Source organism: Sphingobacterium cavernae, assembly GCF_008520265.1.
In the GTDB taxonomy this organism is placed as follows: Bacteria; Bacteroidota; Bacteroidia; order Sphingobacteriales; family Sphingobacteriaceae; genus Sphingobacterium; species Sphingobacterium cavernae.
Window position 1 is genome coordinate 31,159 of the sequence record NZ_VIQM01000016.1, and the last position, 17,338, is coordinate 48,496.

At 30.5% G+C, this 17,338-nt stretch carries 11 protein-coding genes; 5 read left to right on the forward strand and 6 right to left on the reverse strand.

What is annotated here, in order from left to right; genetic code table 11:
• Positions 1-187: 187 nt before the first annotated feature.
• A complete protein-coding gene (locus tag FLS47_RS01845) occupies positions 188-1,138 on the reverse strand; it encodes a hypothetical protein (protein ID WP_149912694.1) in 951 nt (316 codons plus the stop codon).
• 273 nt (positions 1,139-1,411) lie between these two features.
• Between FLS47_RS01845 and FLS47_RS01850 the strand changes: the two genes are divergently transcribed.
• The 4 genes from FLS47_RS01850 to FLS47_RS01865 all read left to right on the forward strand — a co-directional run bounded on the left by FLS47_RS01850 (position 1,412) and on the right by FLS47_RS01865 (position 4,021).
• Positions 1,412-1,834: a hypothetical protein gene (locus FLS47_RS01850; RefSeq protein ID WP_149912695.1), complete on the forward strand. Its 423-nt coding sequence runs from the start codon at positions 1,412-1,414 to the stop codon at positions 1,832-1,834.
• 507 nt (positions 1,835-2,341) lie between these two features.
• Positions 2,342-2,953, forward strand: coding sequence for a Crp/Fnr family transcriptional regulator (locus tag FLS47_RS01855; RefSeq protein WP_149912696.1), 612 nt, complete (start codon positions 2,342-2,344; stop codon positions 2,951-2,953).
• Positions 2,954-3,054: 101 nt separating this feature from the next.
• Positions 3,055-3,492 (forward strand): MauE/DoxX family redox-associated membrane protein, encoded by a 438-nt coding sequence (locus FLS47_RS01860; protein ID WP_149912697.1) that lies wholly within the window; start codon positions 3,055-3,057, stop codon positions 3,490-3,492.
• A gap of 211 nt (positions 3,493-3,703) precedes the next feature.
• Positions 3,704-4,021 (forward strand): hypothetical protein, encoded by a 318-nt coding sequence (locus FLS47_RS01865; protein WP_149912698.1) that lies wholly within the window; start codon positions 3,704-3,706, stop codon positions 4,019-4,021.
• Between the two features lie 44 nt (positions 4,022-4,065).
• On the opposite strand, the gene FLS47_RS01870 is transcribed toward FLS47_RS01865, so the two are convergent.
• The 3 genes from FLS47_RS01870 to FLS47_RS01880 are packed head-to-tail and all read right to left on the reverse strand — an operon-like array spanning position 4,066 to position 9,716.
• Complete coding sequence (locus tag FLS47_RS01870; protein WP_188347334.1) at positions 4,066-5,439, reverse strand: RagB/SusD family nutrient uptake outer membrane protein; 1,374 nt, start codon at positions 5,437-5,439, stop codon at positions 4,066-4,068.
• A gap of 11 nt (positions 5,440-5,450) precedes the next feature.
• A complete protein-coding gene (locus FLS47_RS01875; protein ID WP_149912700.1) occupies positions 5,451-8,669 on the reverse strand; it encodes a SusC/RagA family TonB-linked outer membrane protein in 3,219 nt (1,072 codons plus the stop codon).
• A gap of 9 nt (positions 8,670-8,678) precedes the next feature.
• The gene (locus FLS47_RS01880; RefSeq protein ID WP_149912701.1) at positions 8,679-9,716 is read right to left on the reverse strand and encodes a TlpA family protein disulfide reductase; all 1,038 of its coding nucleotides are present in this window, start codon (positions 9,714-9,716) and stop codon (positions 8,679-8,681) included.
• An 879-nt stretch (positions 9,717-10,595) separates the two neighbouring features.
• Between FLS47_RS01880 and FLS47_RS01885 the strand changes: the two genes are divergently transcribed.
• A complete protein-coding gene (locus tag FLS47_RS01885) occupies positions 10,596-10,865 on the forward strand; it encodes a helix-turn-helix domain-containing protein (protein ID WP_149912702.1) in 270 nt (89 codons plus the stop codon).
• 381 nt (positions 10,866-11,246) lie between these two features.
• Here the strand turns inward: FLS47_RS01885 and FLS47_RS01890 are convergent, their stop codons facing one another.
• Positions 11,247-11,927 (reverse strand): PP2C family protein-serine/threonine phosphatase, encoded by a 681-nt coding sequence (locus FLS47_RS01890; protein WP_149912703.1) that lies wholly within the window; start codon positions 11,925-11,927, stop codon positions 11,247-11,249.
• The gene (gene mads8 / locus FLS47_RS01895; RefSeq protein WP_149912704.1) at positions 11,928-17,336 is read right to left on the reverse strand and encodes a methylation-associated defense system ATP-binding protein MAD8; all 5,409 of its coding nucleotides are present in this window, start codon (positions 17,334-17,336) and stop codon (positions 11,928-11,930) included.
• Positions 17,337-17,338: the final 2 nt, after the last annotated feature.

The following is a 17,338-nucleotide window of genomic DNA, read 5'->3' on the forward strand; positions in this document are numbered from 1 at the left end:
CTTATTGTCATACAATACCATAACTCAGGATTCCTCATTTAATATAACCTAAAAATGCCTAAGACTGTTCTTAAGACATAAATACTTACATTTTTAAAATTCAAAATAGATGGTTCTTTAATTTGAATTAGAAAGGATCTTAATTACCTTAAATTTTAAAAAAATATTTTTCAATTTAAGAATGGACTTATTTATAATTTTTCAATTCTTGATGTACGCTATCTTTAAAATTTCGGCTTATAAAAAGATATGACTGTCTTTTGTTCCTATTAGAAGTATATCCCTCATTAAAAGATTTTATATGCTTATACTTTTCTTCCAGGTCATCTTTAAGTGTTATATATTCTTGGTTACCTTTCTTTACTATTCCTTTAATAAAAAATTTATTTATCCAAATCCACCTGTTGCATTGCAGCATAAAATCACTGTTTTTCAGCTCATTAATAATATCCCTATTTTCATAAGACTCCCAGGTGCCATCATGTTTAAATATTATTGTGGATTCTTTATTTACCTTTAAAACCGCTAGATTTAATTCAAGCTCAGCAAATTCTCTTTTAAAATCATTTGAAGACCACAAATCATTTTTGATCTCTATTTTTTCATTATTTTGAGACTTTAGAGTTTCTTCATTAGTATTATTTAACTCGATCTGATCATGGCTACCTATTTTTGAACTTGTTTTACTAGTTTTTAAGATTCTATTTTGATCGTAAAAATAGTATACCAAGAGCCCTAGTGTGGTAATACATAAAATATTAATTACCATGTAGTATTCAGTTTGCATGTAGCCACTACTATTAAAATCTAGATTTAATAAGGAAAAAATAATTTCCATCAATGTTGTAAAGACAAAAATCGGAAATAATATCCCTACAGCTAACCTTGTTACAATAAATAGTAATATGTGTTGATTTTCAGAATGATGAATATTATGGTGAAACCTTAAGGAGAGTTTAAAGTAGTAATACAATAAGCCAACACCAATTAGGAACATATACCAGAATTGAAAACTCTGCATTGCTTTTAATATAGGAATTGATTGACGCGCAACTAGGATATAAAACGACAAAATTGTAGATAATATTAAAAGTATAATGTTAATATGAATTTTTCTACACATAAAATATGCTGCCATAGGTTAGAAGTATTAAAATATAATTAAATAATATACTTTTAACAAATTTTTCCCAATAAAACCTAATCAGTATTTAACTAAAGTAAGTTCCAAAATTGTATTTGAGTAGAATTCTATTTCCAAAAATATTTGAAATTTTCATCCTATCATTGATAACATGCATTTGGGGATAAAATAATGCATTTGAGGCTATAATCCGAGATGCAGAATAGATTATTGGGGGCCATGAGTGCTAATTTTATCCTAATAATTTCATTTCAAAACAACTACATTATGGAAAAACACCCATTAACAAATCTCGGAATTGCTCAGCTAATAGCTGAACTTTACGCTTTAAATGACGCTCAATTGCAAGTAGAAATTGATTCAATTCTATTAGATTTTGACAGCTGGATATTAAATCATATTGAGCTAAATATTCATCAGCAAAATTATCTCTCGCAGCTTCCTGTTGAAGTAAAAACTTGCATTCAGGTACAAGTAGCTAATAGTATGACTCTACGCTCACCTATTATTTTTACCAAAGCTGTTCCAATGTCGAATCCATCTGATCCAGAACCTCCTAAAGAAGGAAGGGGAAAGCTAATTGGACTTAAAAGTACTACAGCTAATAATTATAATAGTGTTATTGGATTAGTAAATCAAGACATACTTGAAATTGATATTAGTTACGCTAAAGAAGAGGATATCAAGTAAACAACGAATTTTAGCTGGGAGATTGATTTAATATCTCCCAGCTAAATTCTTACTGAGGAACACTTAATAGAAGGCCGCAATAGTATTAAATAATTTCTTATAAATTACTTTTTATACTGTAATCTAGAACCTAAAATATCATGGATTTATTAAAAAGTTACACCTATGATTTGATGAAGATCTGTGAAAATGTAATTTTTTATTAGGTGATTAAGGGTAAATTATATTTACTTAAAAGTTCTGTAAAATAATTACTAGAAATAATACTTATTAAGTATCTATAGATTTTTCAATAATCATGTTAATGAAAAGGAGTCATCATTTAAAGCACTGATTTTCTTTAGGGAAAGAAGAACTTAAAATTTTCGAAATTAAATAAATAAAAATTCACAACATTCTTTTTTTAAGCATTTCTTAATTAAGCGCTGAGCTATCAGATCGAGCATCAATCTTTAATTACTTAAAAGATAAAAACTAAAAAATAGAACCAAATAAAAACCATCAAAAATGGTAGTTATAAGAAATAACAATCCTACATTTCGAGCACTTTTAGCTTTTTGGAAAAAGCATAGTACTATTGAAATGCATCACATAGAGTGGATAAAGGAAAATATAGAAATAATAAAACCACTTTCTAAGGGAGATATTATCTACTTACAGGGTCAAAAGCAAAAATATGTCTATTTCGTATCCCATGGCGCAATTGCAAGAATTATTTATGATTCGAATTACAGAATACACATACTAAGTATAGCACTGCCTGAAATGGCTTTAATGAGTACTGTACATTTATTTAGTTCCACTCCTTCCGTAGGTAATATCATTGCACTACATCCAAATACTAGAATTATTAAAATTCCATATAAAGCACTAAAACATGTACAGCAGGATATTCCAGAAGTCAATACATTAGTCAGCATACTGAATAACAAAAAGAAAAAACAACTGGCTCAACTACGTATTTTGAGTAGCATCAGCAGCACAATCGACAGATACTTATATTTTGCTGAAAACATGAAAAATCTAAAAGCTTCATTAACCCATAAAAAAGCGGCACAGCTATTAGGAATATCAATAAACTCAATTTACCGGGCATTAATTAAATGGAGAAATAGATAAAGTACTCTAAATTAATCCCATTAGTGAGTAGTTTTTTCATATGATACAGTTTCGAAATTTGAATTATAGGTCCTATCTCCTATTTTATAAAATTAGAAACTATGAAAAAACAGACATATATACTTGTAGCTATTACGTTTCTTTTACTAATACTATGGGTTCCAGTTAGTTTAAACAAGATTGCTGATTTTGAAACTTTCAAGAACAATATTTATAATCAGCCATTTAACAAATACGTAGCTAAATTTATTATTTACAGTATTCCATTATTAGAAATTACTACAGTAATATTAATTGTCGTTCCAAAATATAGGTTGTGGGGATTCATATTATCGACTTTATTAATGAGCGTGTTTACATTATATATTGCTGCAGCGCTGCTAAATGTTTGGGATAAATTACCATGTGGCTGTGGCCTTATAATTTCTGGAATGAACTGGGATGAACATCTATTATTCAACTCAATCTTTTTAATCCTGAGTGTGACAGCTTGGTATATACAGTTCTCACTTCAAAAAACATCTTCAATTAAATTATAAAATATCATCAATGAAAATAAAACTTCGGAATCTAGATTCTAGGTTAATTTAGGTAAAGGGCATCGCCAGCCAAATGGTTTTCAGAATATCCAAATGTGAACTTTCAGGCATCGAACAAAAAATGAGAGTTGTTGGATAACAAAAATGGACTATCCTATTAGATAGCCCAAATAAGCAAATAAAATTTTACTAACAATGTAAATCAAACACTATGAAAAACATTAAAAACTATGCAATGGCTTTGGTAGCCTTAGTCATTGCTGCTACAAGTCTGACGCTTATGTCATTTGTTAAAAAGGAACAATCTTCGAACTGGTATCCTGTGAATACTTCTGGTATCATTTCATCAACTCCACTATCTTCCCCGCCAAGTAATAGCCCTGATGATCCATGTAGTACTGCTAAAAACACCGATATGTGCGCGATAGAAATTGAATTGAACCCAGCAAATCCCTTCCCAACATCTGTTACTCAAGCTCAAACCGATCATAATGTAACCGATGAAGCATATAGCCGATTAGTTGAGTAAAAATTAAAAGAGAGCTCCAATAAAATTTGGAGCTCTTCCTTTAATTATCTTATATTTTGTTGCACTCCAGAAAATTTAATGACATATTCAGGAATTGGCATAGTATACCTATTATCAAATGGAGGAAGTGTATAAATTTGATTATCTAATTTCCTTGTTAATATCATTTTTGCACCAGAGGTGTTATTAAATCTTTTCAAGTCTTCCCATCTATTTGATCGCAAGACCATTTCTTTACGCTTTTCTTTCAATATCAATTCTATCAATTGATCTTTAGAAACTTCATATTGAGGAACATAACTTAATTTATTTATTCGTTTAATTTTCAGATTATTATACAATGATAATGCTACATCTAATTTATCAATTCTTGCGGCTGCTTCCATTCCAATTACATAAACTTCATTAAGTGATATTCCAGAGAACATAAACAAATTACCTACATAACTACCTTTGAAAGTCTTATTTCCGAGTCCATTATCTCTAAAAAACATTCCCAATCTAAGATCATCATTAGAGTATGTTACTAATAAATTTGTATCAATACATAATCTACTTTGAGCTAATGCTGAGATAGATGGTTGCCATGAATTAAATAGAATTTCTTTATTATTTAAACCATATGCAGGAAATGGATAAGATCTAGATGCATCTAATTCATTATAATCAATTAATTCAGCATTCATTTTTAAGCAAAGATCTGCATTATGAAAAGCTTTCTCATAATCTTGAAAATACAAATATACTCTTGCCAAAAGTGCCAATACACTTTGTTTTGATGGTCTTTCAATATTATATTTAGAGTCATCAAATAAAGTTTGAGCATTATTTAAATCTTCAATTATAAAATCATAAGCTGCTTTTACGTTTTCACGTGTTACTGGTATAGTAATATCTGATTCTTTTCTTAGAGGTATTCCAATTTTGTTACTTAAATCCTGTGATTCGGAACCATACTCACCAAACAAAACTAAAATATTAAAGTGGTTCCATGCACGATGAAATAACGCTCTTGCCATCACATCGTTCCATTTCTTTTGATCATTTTCTGATGGCACAATCTTATTCAAACCTTCAATCGCAATGTTAGAATAAAATATCCGCTCATACCCATTATCCCAATCTGCTGATTGAGTTCCTTCGAAAATCTCCTTATCCCATATATATACATTACGTTGAAAGGGTGTAACAATCGTTTCCCACGAGCTTTTGGTTAAAAAATAATCATCACTTGAAATTAGTGCGAGAGACTGTGAACCCTTCTCATTAAATATCGCTACACGATCAAGTAAAGCTTCAAAATCTTCTATAGTTGATAATACAACCAGATTTTTAGCAGGTTTTATATCTAAGAAACCTTGTGAGCAACTTAGGGTCAAAATACTAGTTATGAACATATATAATATTTTCTTAATCATAATCATATAATTTAAAAGTTAGCTCTTAATCCTAATGAAAACTGTTTGGGAGGATTATAGTAGTAAAGATGATATTCTGGATCTAAACCTTGTTTATTTTTTGTCCAAATCAAACCAAGATTTTCCATTACCCCTATTACATCTAACTTAAATAAGTTATTCTTTAAGGGCAAACTATAATTTATCTGAATACTTTGTAACCTAATATAATCTCCTCTCTCAACTAATACATCAGAATTCATATAATATAGTTCTCTATTACGATCAACTGTAGTAGGAATTGCAGGTATATATGTTTTATCTTCATCCCCTGGTTGCTGCCAACGTAAATAATAATCGTTATGCATATTCCAACTATCTAAAAGTTCTTGGTAATTTATAGAGCTTCTCCTAAAATTGTACTTACCTTTCCAAAGAATCAATGCACTTAAGGATAGCTGTTTGTAACTCAATACAGCTCGAAATGAACCATTCCATATTGGAAAACTGCTTCCTATATTAATAAGGTTTTCAGGAAGAAACTTGGGAACATTAGTATAATTAGTAGTCAGATTACCTTCTTCCATAATTAATGGGGCTCCAGTTTGGCTATCAAGCCCATACCAAGGAAATGCATAAAATATATCACGTGACTTGCCTGCAACGGCAGGAACGATATATTGAAAATAGTCTTGTATACCCAATGGTACAACGTTATAATCGACTACTTTATTCCAATTTTTACTAATACTAAAATCAGTATCAATTATGAGGTTATTCCCTATGTTATTTTTGCTAAACAATCTTACATCAAAACCTGAACTTTCAAATTTGCCATAATTGATCATTTGTTTAACTCCCGATAAAATTGGATTGATTCCTGTAGTAGGATCTGCTTCTTTTAAGCCCATAAGATCGTATGCATCCTTCTTGAAAAAATCTATACTTCCACCTAATGAACGTTTTAGTAGTGCCCAATCTACACCAATATTCCAGGAAAGTACACGTTCCCATTTAAGTTGTGGATTTCCTGCGGTTTTTAAAAGTGCCTCTCTTAATCCAGTACTACTATTAGTTGTAAATACTGCTGTTGGATAAGCTGTCGCATTCTTGTTGATATTACCATTCTCCCCTATTGTAGCTCTTAATTTTAATTCTGACAACTTTGAATTATTCAAGAATTTTTCATTGTGTAAAAGCCAGCCAGAAGCTAAAGACCATAATGGAACTCCTTTCTGATTGGTTTTTACGCCAAATAAATTAGAACCATCCCAGCGCAAACTAGTTGTTAATAAATATCTGTTATCCCACATCAGCGTTCCTAAGCCATAATAAGAAATAAACCTATCTGTAAGCTCATAGATTTGACTATTTGATGAAGGGATTCGTTGAGCTCCATCAGGATTCACTGTATAGTATTTGGTATAATCAAATATATTTTGCCCTATATAATTATCCTTACTGAAATTATACAATATCTGTAAAGGATCAAATATGGAAATATATGAGCTAATTTCACCTCCAACTAAAGAATTTATCGAAAGTTTATTAAATATATTTTTATTAAAATCCAGTTGCATACGCCCACCATACTTACGCGAAGAATCAACAGTTTTATGTCTTATAGCACCATTTGGAATAATGAATGAACCAGGACCTTGCATAAATCTGTTGACTAAGTTTCTTGTATAATACGAATCTGCAGTAAAATGATTAATTCTGTCCCCATTTGTGCTATTAAATATATAATTAGCTGAGATCGTTAAATCTTTTGATAACTTATAATTTAAATTGCTAAACATTCGAATGGAATTATTTTTATAAGTATTATCTCTAATATCTAGTTCTTCCAAGGGACTAAATAACCAATCTCTATTATGAGATTGATTAAATGAATCTAAAAAGAATGGGTTAAATGCAATTGCGCTTCTAGTTGGTTCTCCATTAATATCAATCAGAGATGCATAAGGGTATATCATATTCTTATCTGCTGGAACTATTCCTGACTGATCAAATAACGATACACTATTATTTCGTTCCATTCTATGGATATAATCTATCGAAAACTGTGCTTCAAATTTAGATGTGATCCTTATCTTATTATCTACCCTTAGTGATAGTCTTGAATTAGAATTCCCTACCAAAACAGGTTTAACATCATCATAACCAATAGAGAACAGGTAGCTATGTAAGGATGAGCCTCCACTCATATTAATATTCATTATTTTATCTATGGCATTTTGATATAAGTATTGATCTGCTTGCTTTCTTATATCCTGTTCCATAAATTTTGATTTTTCAAATTGAAATTCGTTTTCATCAATTAGGCCCTTATGCTTTTTGGACAATAGATGTACATATGGAGATAACAATATTGTTTTTTCATCACGATAATAATTTCGATTAAACATAATTTCCTCGAAACCCATATATTCAGGAGCAGATATAAATCTATTGTTAGCATATAAATTAGGTTTATTACTGATACGAGTTGTAAATAATGCATTTATTGATTTACTTTCTCCTATTTTAGATTGTTTGAGCTGAATTACGATAACACCATTTGCGGACTTAGCCCCCCAAATTGCAGATGCGGAAGCATCTTTTAAAAAAGATATCGATTCAATGTCATTGGGATTAATGTCAGATAATTTGCCTTCAAAGGGAAAATTGTTAACAATAATTAATGGTCGAGCATCACTCATTAACGTACTCATACCTCTTAACCGCAGTGAAACATCCGTTTTCCCTCCTTCTGTTTGCATTGCTGCTCTCCGATCCAAAGCAAGTGATCCAGAAAGTCCATCCAATCTATCTAGAATATTCGATGAGAGTGATTGATTTAACTTTTTTTTATCAAAAATCTCAAAAGATCCTGCCGCACGTTCCTTAGGTATCAAAGTATATCCCGTAGCGTATACAGCTACCTCTTGGATTTCTCCTTCATTCCTTTCCAAATGAATAATTAATTCGTCCAATTTATTATTGATTATAATAGTTTTGGATTTGTATTGAACATGACTTATATGGAGCATCATTGAGTCCCTTACCTGTGGAATCGTAAATCTTCCTTGTTCACCAGTAACGTAAAAAATTGTACGCCCGTGTATTTGAAGCGTTACTCCAGCAATAGGCTCATTGGTGCCTTCTGAGCGAATAATTCCAGATACATCTCTTATTGATTGCCCCTTAATTCCTGTTGCTAATATGCTTAGGAACAATAAAAAAAAATAACATTTTAATTTCATCATATTATTAGGTTAGTCTTGAAAAGGTGAAGTATATATTGGTTCATAACGATTTTCTTTTGGTATGTAGTTGATGTGACCATCTTTTAATTGATTAACAAATTCATATGATTCCTGTATCGGGTTTGAAGCTCCCAAATAATATCCGTCTTTAATCCACACATTAGGACCAACAAGTGTTTGTTTTAGAAAATAATTTGCTAGAAAATAAGATGCCGGACCGATGACCTGTGTATTTTTCCAATTCCGATCTTTAGCATATCGTATGGCCCAAAAATCAAATTCCACATTTACAGCTAATACGCTGATATTATCTTTTAGTGATTTGTGATTTGTTTCCCAATGCACTACAGAAGCTAAGCAAGGTTTACACCAATAAGCCCAAAAATCTAATACAACTATGCGATTCTCACTTAACTCACGAAGTGTTACAAATTCACGATCCAGTGAATCATTAAAAACCCTAATACGCATATCTAAAACATAATCATCAATTTTAGACTCTACTGGGAGACTTTGAATTAAGTTTGCTTTCGCCTTATACGATTTTACAGGATATTTATTGAAATCAATGTCTGAATGCTGCTGACGAAGCTTATTTTCTAATCCAGTGTCAATTCTTTCTGAAAGGAAATATGTAAATGGAATTTTAAATGATGTAGTGTCCTGTCGTACGGCAGCAAAAACTGCATTACTACTAAAGATCAATAGAAAAATGATGGTCAACATATTCATGTTGTGCGTAGGGATAATATTATTAAAATATTTTATAACATTTTTAACGAAATCTAAGTCTTTAACTTCATCAGAAGCCCCCTCTTTCTGTGAATACATTTTTCCTTCCGCGTCTTTTGAATACTTCAATCGTAATTGATACTCATAAATTTGTGAAGCCAGATATGAAGTATACCCTTCTAAATCTTCTGCACAAATTTCTTCATCCATATGTTGCCTCTTTGCCTTAAATATTTTAAAAATCGCGGGTGATTTAGCGGAAGATATGTACTCTAATAAAGGCATACTTCTTCCCTCTTGATAAAAATTCTTCATTTTCAAGTGTAATATATTTGGTTAATCGTAAAATGCTGATGTAGGATTTTTCAAAAGGAATAAAATCAATTCAATTTAATATCCTACATAACTCCAGCCATTACTAACAAAAATTAAGATGGAATTGTAAAATGCCGACTTCACAAAAGTATATTTGAAAGACAATATGTGCTTCAAACCACTTGTAAGATTGCATAAGGAGTAGTAAATTTAGAGTGCGAACAATAAAATACGATATTGATTATTAAATCTTACTATGTATATCTTTATCTAGTACAGAAGTCGGCTACAGTATACATAAGGTAAATAGGCATATTCCATAAATCAGAATAGGCACCCTTTTTCTTTATGCGCTGTATATTTTAAATCATCAACTATTCTGGTGATCGTTTGATGTTCTTATAGATAAGATTTAATGAAATCCGTTGTTGATCATGGATCAACATCATGGACTTGATGGTAGTTGGTTTCGTTTTCATAATAGTTTTTTTATGTAATGGTTATGAATACGCTGCAACTCTAAAAGCAAAAGAGAAAGGCTGTATAGGTAGGTAAATACCAATAGAGCGAGGCTCAATGCTTCCGAACAGGCACCGTCAAGAGCCCCATAATCAAGATTATGTTTCCACAGAAGTCTTACATGAGCTTCGCCCTATTGAACTTATATCTGTAAAGATAAAAAAATTCAATAGAAAGCGAGCTCACGATTTACTCATGTGGAATTTGACGGTTTCGTTCATGAGTAACACCGTTGTTAGCAGCGAATCATCACTGCTATATGTGTCGCTATAATAATTAACTAGAACAAATATAACAATAAAAATTCAAATGGACAACATCTCGTCCAGTAATTTTTAAATAATTAAAAATGATAATAATATGGTTAGTAAAGTTCAAATAGAAGCATACCAAAGAAGCTTTATTGAATTTCTTAAGAAAAAATTCTGTTCTCCTTACAAAATTAGTGGTAATGAAGTTTCTAGAAACGACTATGCTAATAAAAGCGGTATTTCAAGAGGAACACTGACGAGAATCAATGATGGCTCCCCATATGACATCCCACTGTCAACAATCTACAAACTTTGCACATTTGAAAATATTTCTGTACCTGAATTATTCCAAGAATTTGATAAATCTTTAAACGAATGATTACACAAAAGAGATGTCTAAAGTGATCGGCTGATGAATTGAATTTAATATTAGCTTAGTAAATTCAATCTCTTAGTTTCGATTATGCCACGATTATTACTAACAATGACTGGACGAATTACTTCGGTTGCTGTAGTCACTTTTAAAATTTATCTATATTGCTAAATGATAAAAAACTATAAATTCTGGTTCAGAGACACAAAATTAATTTGCTTTGAAAAGAAACATTGAGATTTTCTATGTTTGAGAACTATTTTCCGATACATAAAAGTATTAAAGCTTTATTATCAATTAGTTATTTTAAAATAAATACAAATAAAATTCAATTTTGTAACATTTTATTATCTGAGAAGTCGTTTTTAATTTTAATTGAAATTAATGTTACTTTTTTAATATAATGTATGAGTAATTATCAAATGCATTCAATTCCAATATTTCATTAATTTCCGTTAATTCTAACTCTAATAATTGAGAAGTGTTGATGCAATTATTTACCCCATCACTTGAAATAATCAACATATCAAAATCAGTGTTTTTAAATTCTTGATATCCGAAATCAATAATCTCACGTTTACCTGAAATACTTCTCGTTACGATATGATTGTATTTTTGAATCATTTCAATAGGGACTACTTCTAATTGTTTTTTCAAATCTTGTATTAAAGTATGAGATTCTGTTTTATAAACTAATTCATTCCCTTTAAATAAATCAACTTGAACATCTCCTATCCAAAATATTTGTGTTATTTCATTGTTTATGATTACACCAGCTATTGTTGCACCAGATTTAACAGCCATTTTATCATTGAAATGTTTTACTGCTAAATTTGCTTTTTTAATGGCATTCTCAATATCATTTTTAGCATACGAATTATTATTTAATGCACTAAAATATGTGAGCAAGTTTTCAATTATCAGTTCTGCTGCTTGTTCTCCATATTCATAACCACCCATGCCATCCGCAATTATAGCGAATAAGGAATTTGGATGCAGCTCTTTTACAAGAACTGCATCTTCATTACTTTTTCTTTTTCCTATGTTTGAATACGTGAAATATTCCATTTATCTATCTGCTTTTAATGTAGCCCCACCATGTTTAGAAAACCTTGGTCGTGTACTTATTTTTTGAGGCTGATTTGTTATTGCATTTTCTGTAGCTTTTGAAGCCCATAAGAAACCTTCCCCAGGTTTTAGCATACTCATATCATTAGGCGTTAAAGCACTTAATTGGGTAATCGACTTTTGAATATGTTTTAACCACTGAGGTGAATTGAACTTATGAATTAAAACCACCGAACTTAACTCAATTATTTCATTAGGTAAACTTGGTGGATCCTGACTCGCAATCATAATACTTACTCCTTTATGACGCATTTCACGAATAGCAGTTACAATGTTATTCGTTAAATCTTTATTGTCCATGTACTTATGCGCTTCATCAAAAACAATGAACTTATTAAATGAATGTCCATCAATTTCTTTTACACCAGAGAAAATATTTAACATGATGACGAATAAACCTAAAGCTTCATCCTTTTCAATAAATTCATCTCTAAGATCTACAATTACTAAACGACCTGGTTTAATCGCATCTTTTAAGAAAAACTCATCGTTAATGTATTCTTGTGCAAAAGATAATCGTTGTTTTGCTAAAGCTTTCTGAGCGTTTGATAATAATAACGAATCCTCAACACTTTGCTTTAGTCCTTCAAGCGTAATGTTACGACGAATTTCTTTCATAATCGCTTTTAACTGCTTGATGTAAGAAGATTCATTTCCTATTGCCCCTAATAAAAACATCCAATCTTGTACATTTAGTTCTTTCGAATTAAATCCAATAGGTCTTACTTCTATTGAAGGAAATTCAGTTCTACGTTCTTCCACTTTATCAAATGGCGTTAAAAGAATAACATCTTCAATATTATTAGGTTCAGCCCCATATCTTTCTTTTAAAATCGCTGTTTCACGTTCTACATCATTAGGATAAATCATTGAAGTAAACTCAGGCTCATAATCCATGCTTTCACTGTAATGGAAAATTACTCCAGCTAATGGACGACTTAATTTATTGATATTATTTATTTGTTTTAATACCATTTCAGATAATGTTCCGATGGTATAACTTTTACCACCACCTTGCACTCCAAATAAACTGATCGTATTAGTTTCAGATAAATCAATAGCAATTTTTTTATTATGAATAGAAGTCCCTAACATACCGTATTGAGAAGAATCTGATGATTTTCCAATTAAAATATCGTATTTAGGAATAGCATATTCAACTTGTTCCTCAGCTACATTTTGTGCTGCTGTAGCAGCTCCCTCGTCAACCAATCCTTTCTCAGTAGTTTCTATCTGAACAATTGGTTCAGGATTTGAGCTAATAGGAGTTTCTGTAGTTGTAGGAATATCTATTTCTTTGTCATCTTTACCTTCCTGCGCAATCTCTACCTCTTCTTGAGTATCGTTTTCTTTCGCCTTAAGTTTCGCCTTGTATTTCCCAACGAATTGTTTTAATTTATCGTTGTAATCTAACGATTTAATTAATTCTTCTTTTAATTTAGAGTCTTCTAATCTTAATGTATTCAAATCAGAATTAGGATCTAAAATATCTTTAATTAACCATTCTCCAAACGTAAAAATGGTAGTATTGTCATCAAAAACTTGTTTTAAATGCTTTTGATCAAAAGAAAAATCGAAAATAAACCCAAGCCTATTGAATTTAATTGTAAATCCATTATCAAGCGTTTGAATAAAATCTAAATAAGCCCTGTATGAATTTTCTTCTAAGGTATTGTATCGAAAAGCTCTTTCGATGTAAAACTCTAGAAGATTTTTAAATTCTTTGTTTTTTATCTCACGATCTAAACGATCTTTTGTTTTAAAATTATTTGGGTCAAAATGTGATTTTAATGCAAAAATTGTATTGTCAATTTGCTCCAACATTTTCAGTTTTAAATCCTCTCTTTCTTGTACATTTAAATAAGTACGGCACTTGATTTCTAAAACTGAACAATTAATTTCTCTTGATTTTGGATCTATTCTAATGAATAAATTATCCGCTCTACTTTTAGAATTAGTCTCTAATTCATTGAATAGGTTTTGGTGTAAATCAATAGGAATAATAAATGCGTTTTTCAACAAATGCTTTTTATCTAAGACACGTTTAGAGAATGCAGACCCGATTACTTCAAATGCTCTATTCTTAGACGAATTCAATTGTAAAATTAAAGAGCTGCTTAACGCACGAACATCTTCAAGGATATTTTGTATAGAAATTTTATCTTCTTCCCTTTCAATATCTACATTAAATATTTCAAAATGAGGTGCGATTAAACTATAAATTTCTTCATTCGGTTTTGTTGTCAGATAAGACGAAATACCCGAAATTTCTTCCCCAGGAATATAATCAAGTAAGAAAGGAATCTTGTTATCTTCTGACGGTTGATCAAAAATTTGAGGACCTAAGAACTTATCAAATGTAATAACCCAATCCGAAAATTCATGCAAATTGCTTAAAAGCACATTGTCTCTATTGGAAAGATTTAATTCAATAGCAGGAATGGCATCGGTTTGATGCGCTGCTAAAGTTGCTGCAATATTCTCTTGAATATTCGCAAATGTAGTATTGATTACTTTCTCTTTTTCTTTGGCTATGTTTTGATAGTTTACCCATTTGAACCCATTCGTTATTTCATCGAAACTACCATCGGTATTCGATTGAAAAATCAACCCATTTAAAAACTCATTTTTAGTTTTAAATACAGGTTTAGTAAGCGTAATTTTAGGAGAAAAAGGATTTATAATAAAACTTACATGTGCATTAAAAACACTTGGATTCGCTAAGAAATCTTCAATGTTATTGATTGAAAATCTAAGTTTAGGAAACAAACGATTGATTGATGCTTGTGAGAAAGCTTCAGCCTCTTCAGATACGTTTCTTTCAGGGTTTATCAAATCCTTTAACGCATCACCAGGTTCAATGATATTATTTTTCGCTACGAATAATCTTACCTCAAATTTTATATCAACGTATTCTTTAATCTTGATAATATCAATAAACGCTTCCGCAAACTTATTTGCATCCCCCACATTAAATAAGTTTAACACTAATTTGTCAACATAAGGATGCTGTTGTAAGTAATTTTTAAGGTGTTTAATGATTAAACTTTTACTTACGTTTGTATCTACTTCATTCCCATTTGGAATGTTCAACAAATTCGCTACATACTGTTTGATTTGGTATGTTTTAGGCGCTAAAGAATCGTCTTTTCCTTTATTTGCTTCGTTGACATAAATTCCCCATCCAAAAGCAATTTCACCTAGATATTCGTAATTGTCAAATGACTTAGGATCAGCAAAAACGAAGGGATTATTCGAAGGGATTAAATCGCCTAAGAACAAATTTTGCAACGCAGACCATTCTTTGTCATGATCTTTATAGATCAGTGTTTCTTTGTACCAAAATTCAAAACGCTCGATTAACTCTAACATCCAACTTAATCTTAACGGATGTAATGGCGATAATAAAAGAATTTCAATAGATTCTTTTGTTGGTAATAGCGTTTTTACTTTTATTAAATCTAAAAATTGAATATCCGCATATAAGGACTTTAATTGCTCCTTATCTTCTTGTTCAATTGATTTATTAATTCTATTATTTAACTCTTTAATCCACTTATTATAAGCCTCTAAGTATGTTTTGATCTCTTCTTTTAATTCGACTAAATTTACTGTTTCAACAATACCATTTTCTGTTTCGTTTGATTCTTTTATCGCTTTAAACAACTTACTACGTGCCTCTTTAACTTTTTTAGGTACGACTTCATTTAAAGGCGATAATCTAAACTCACATCCATCGAAATTAAGCGCACTGAAATTAGGATTCAATTTTGCGTATAAATGTCCAAAATTACCTTCTTGTTTTAACAATTCATTTTCTAAATATCTTAACTTAGAAGATATAATGATTTGGTAATTAAACTTTATACCATAATTGATATAAAAAGTTGAATTTAATTTTGGTTTTTCATCGTTTAACCAGCTATTAGAACTTTCTGCAGGAATAGGAAAATCGGCTTCAATTCCATTTTTTAAATTATCTAAATTGAATTTAAAATGCGCTTGTGTAACGTTATTTAATTTATCCTTACGGATATTTTTTAAATCCTCTTCAGCTTCATCAATTGCAAAATAAAAATCTTCTGAATCAGACTTTAATTTAAAGTTTAGATCAGCTTTAGCCTCTGGGGTTTTCCCTTGTTCTTCCCAAGCTTTTTGTATGGCATCACTTGCAAAATCGTCGTTAGCATTTAGAATATTTCCGTGTTCATCTTCCGCATATACTTTGAAGAAATATGTCATTTCTTCTGTTGTATTGGAATTAATTTCGATATCAGCCGAGCGAAAAATAGATGCTGCTTTCGAGTTTTTTAATTTTCTTAACGTTGTAATTTCTTGACCAGCCCCACCATCTGCTTCCATTAACACGATTCTAAAACCATGTAAACTTTCCACCTGATTTGGTGGAGGCGTAGTTGTAAATTGTACTTTTACTTTGACATTTGTACCTTCATTTGCTTTTAAAACCTTTACTCCATCTTCCATTACAAAATTAGGAGATGAGATATTTGTTACTTCTAGATTAAGATTGTCAAAATTTAGATTAGGAATCTTCCAATTTCCAAAGCATAAATTTTGATATTTATTGAAAATGGTTTCAACAATATCTGATTTATTGGCAATATTTTTTTCTTCTCTAAAGAATTGAATTAACTCTTTTTGAATGGAATCTTTTTCGATTTCTAAACTATCCACACGTTCGTAGATTGATTTATTAAAAGAAGCTAAAATATTAAGACTCTTTTGGTTTAAAATCAATCTCGCACGCGCAACTGAAGGATCTTCTAATAATTTATGGTCTGGTAATCCACCAATTAAAAATAAATACTCTCCAATTGCTTTATCAGCATAATTATTCTCTTCAAGTAAGATTAAATATTTGGCTAAAGCAGGATTATTATTTTTATTGATATTGAATATTTCAACAATGGTTTGTATGCTTCTCTTCTTTTCTTCTGGTATTTTTTTGAATATTTTATCTACTAGAATACGATCTATATTTTCTAATTGTAAATCTTTGAAGGTTGCATTACCATAAGAATCTTCCGCAGCTGTTCTTGAATTTGAAGGAATTAAAATTAAAATTGGCTTGGATTGATTGTTTCTTAACTCAATTAATTTAGTTGCAGAAATGTATTTATCCCCCACTTCGGCATCATTAATAATAAAGCTATCCATCTTAGGATAGTGGGTTCTTATTTTATCTAGCAAAATAAATAATTGCTCATCTGCCAAGCCTGTAATTTTCATACAATGTCCAGGTTTCGCTTCGGCAAATTCATGTTGAAACTGTTGTAGAATAATGTCTACTATGAAATCATAATATGTATAGTTTTGAGTCGTTGTCATCG

What these genes read in the sequence shown, in the direction of transcription:
- FLS47_RS01875 (WP_149912700.1), bottom strand. Translation starts at nt 8,669, where the DNA reads ATGATGAAATTAAAATGTTATTTTTTTTTATTGTTCCTAAGCATATTA.
- FLS47_RS01850 (WP_149912695.1), top strand. Translation starts at nt 1,412, where the DNA reads ATGGAAAAACACCCATTAACAAATCTCGGAATTGCTCAGCTAATAGCT.
- FLS47_RS01890 (WP_149912703.1), bottom strand. Translation starts at nt 11,927, where the DNA reads ATGGAATATTTCACGTATTCAAACATAGGAAAAAGAAAAAGTAATGAA.
- FLS47_RS01885 (WP_149912702.1), top strand. Translation starts at nt 10,596, where the DNA reads ATGGTTAGTAAAGTTCAAATAGAAGCATACCAAAGAAGCTTTATTGAA.
- FLS47_RS01860 (WP_149912697.1), top strand. Translation starts at nt 3,055, where the DNA reads ATGAAAAAACAGACATATATACTTGTAGCTATTACGTTTCTTTTACTA.
- FLS47_RS01880 (WP_149912701.1), bottom strand. Translation starts at nt 9,716, where the DNA reads ATGAAGAATTTTTATCAAGAGGGAAGAAGTATGCCTTTATTAGAGTAC.
- FLS47_RS01865 (WP_149912698.1), top strand. Translation starts at nt 3,704, where the DNA reads ATGAAAAACATTAAAAACTATGCAATGGCTTTGGTAGCCTTAGTCATT.
- FLS47_RS01845 (WP_149912694.1), bottom strand. Translation starts at nt 1,138, where the DNA reads ATGGCAGCATATTTTATGTGTAGAAAAATTCATATTAACATTATACTT.
- mads8 (WP_149912704.1), bottom strand. Translation starts at nt 17,336, where the DNA reads ATGACAACGACTCAAAACTATACATATTATGATTTCATAGTAGACATT.
- FLS47_RS01870 (WP_188347334.1), bottom strand. Translation starts at nt 5,439, where the DNA reads ATGATTAAGAAAATATTATATATGTTCATAACTAGTATTTTGACCCTA.
- FLS47_RS01855 (WP_149912696.1), top strand. Translation starts at nt 2,342, where the DNA reads ATGGTAGTTATAAGAAATAACAATCCTACATTTCGAGCACTTTTAGCT.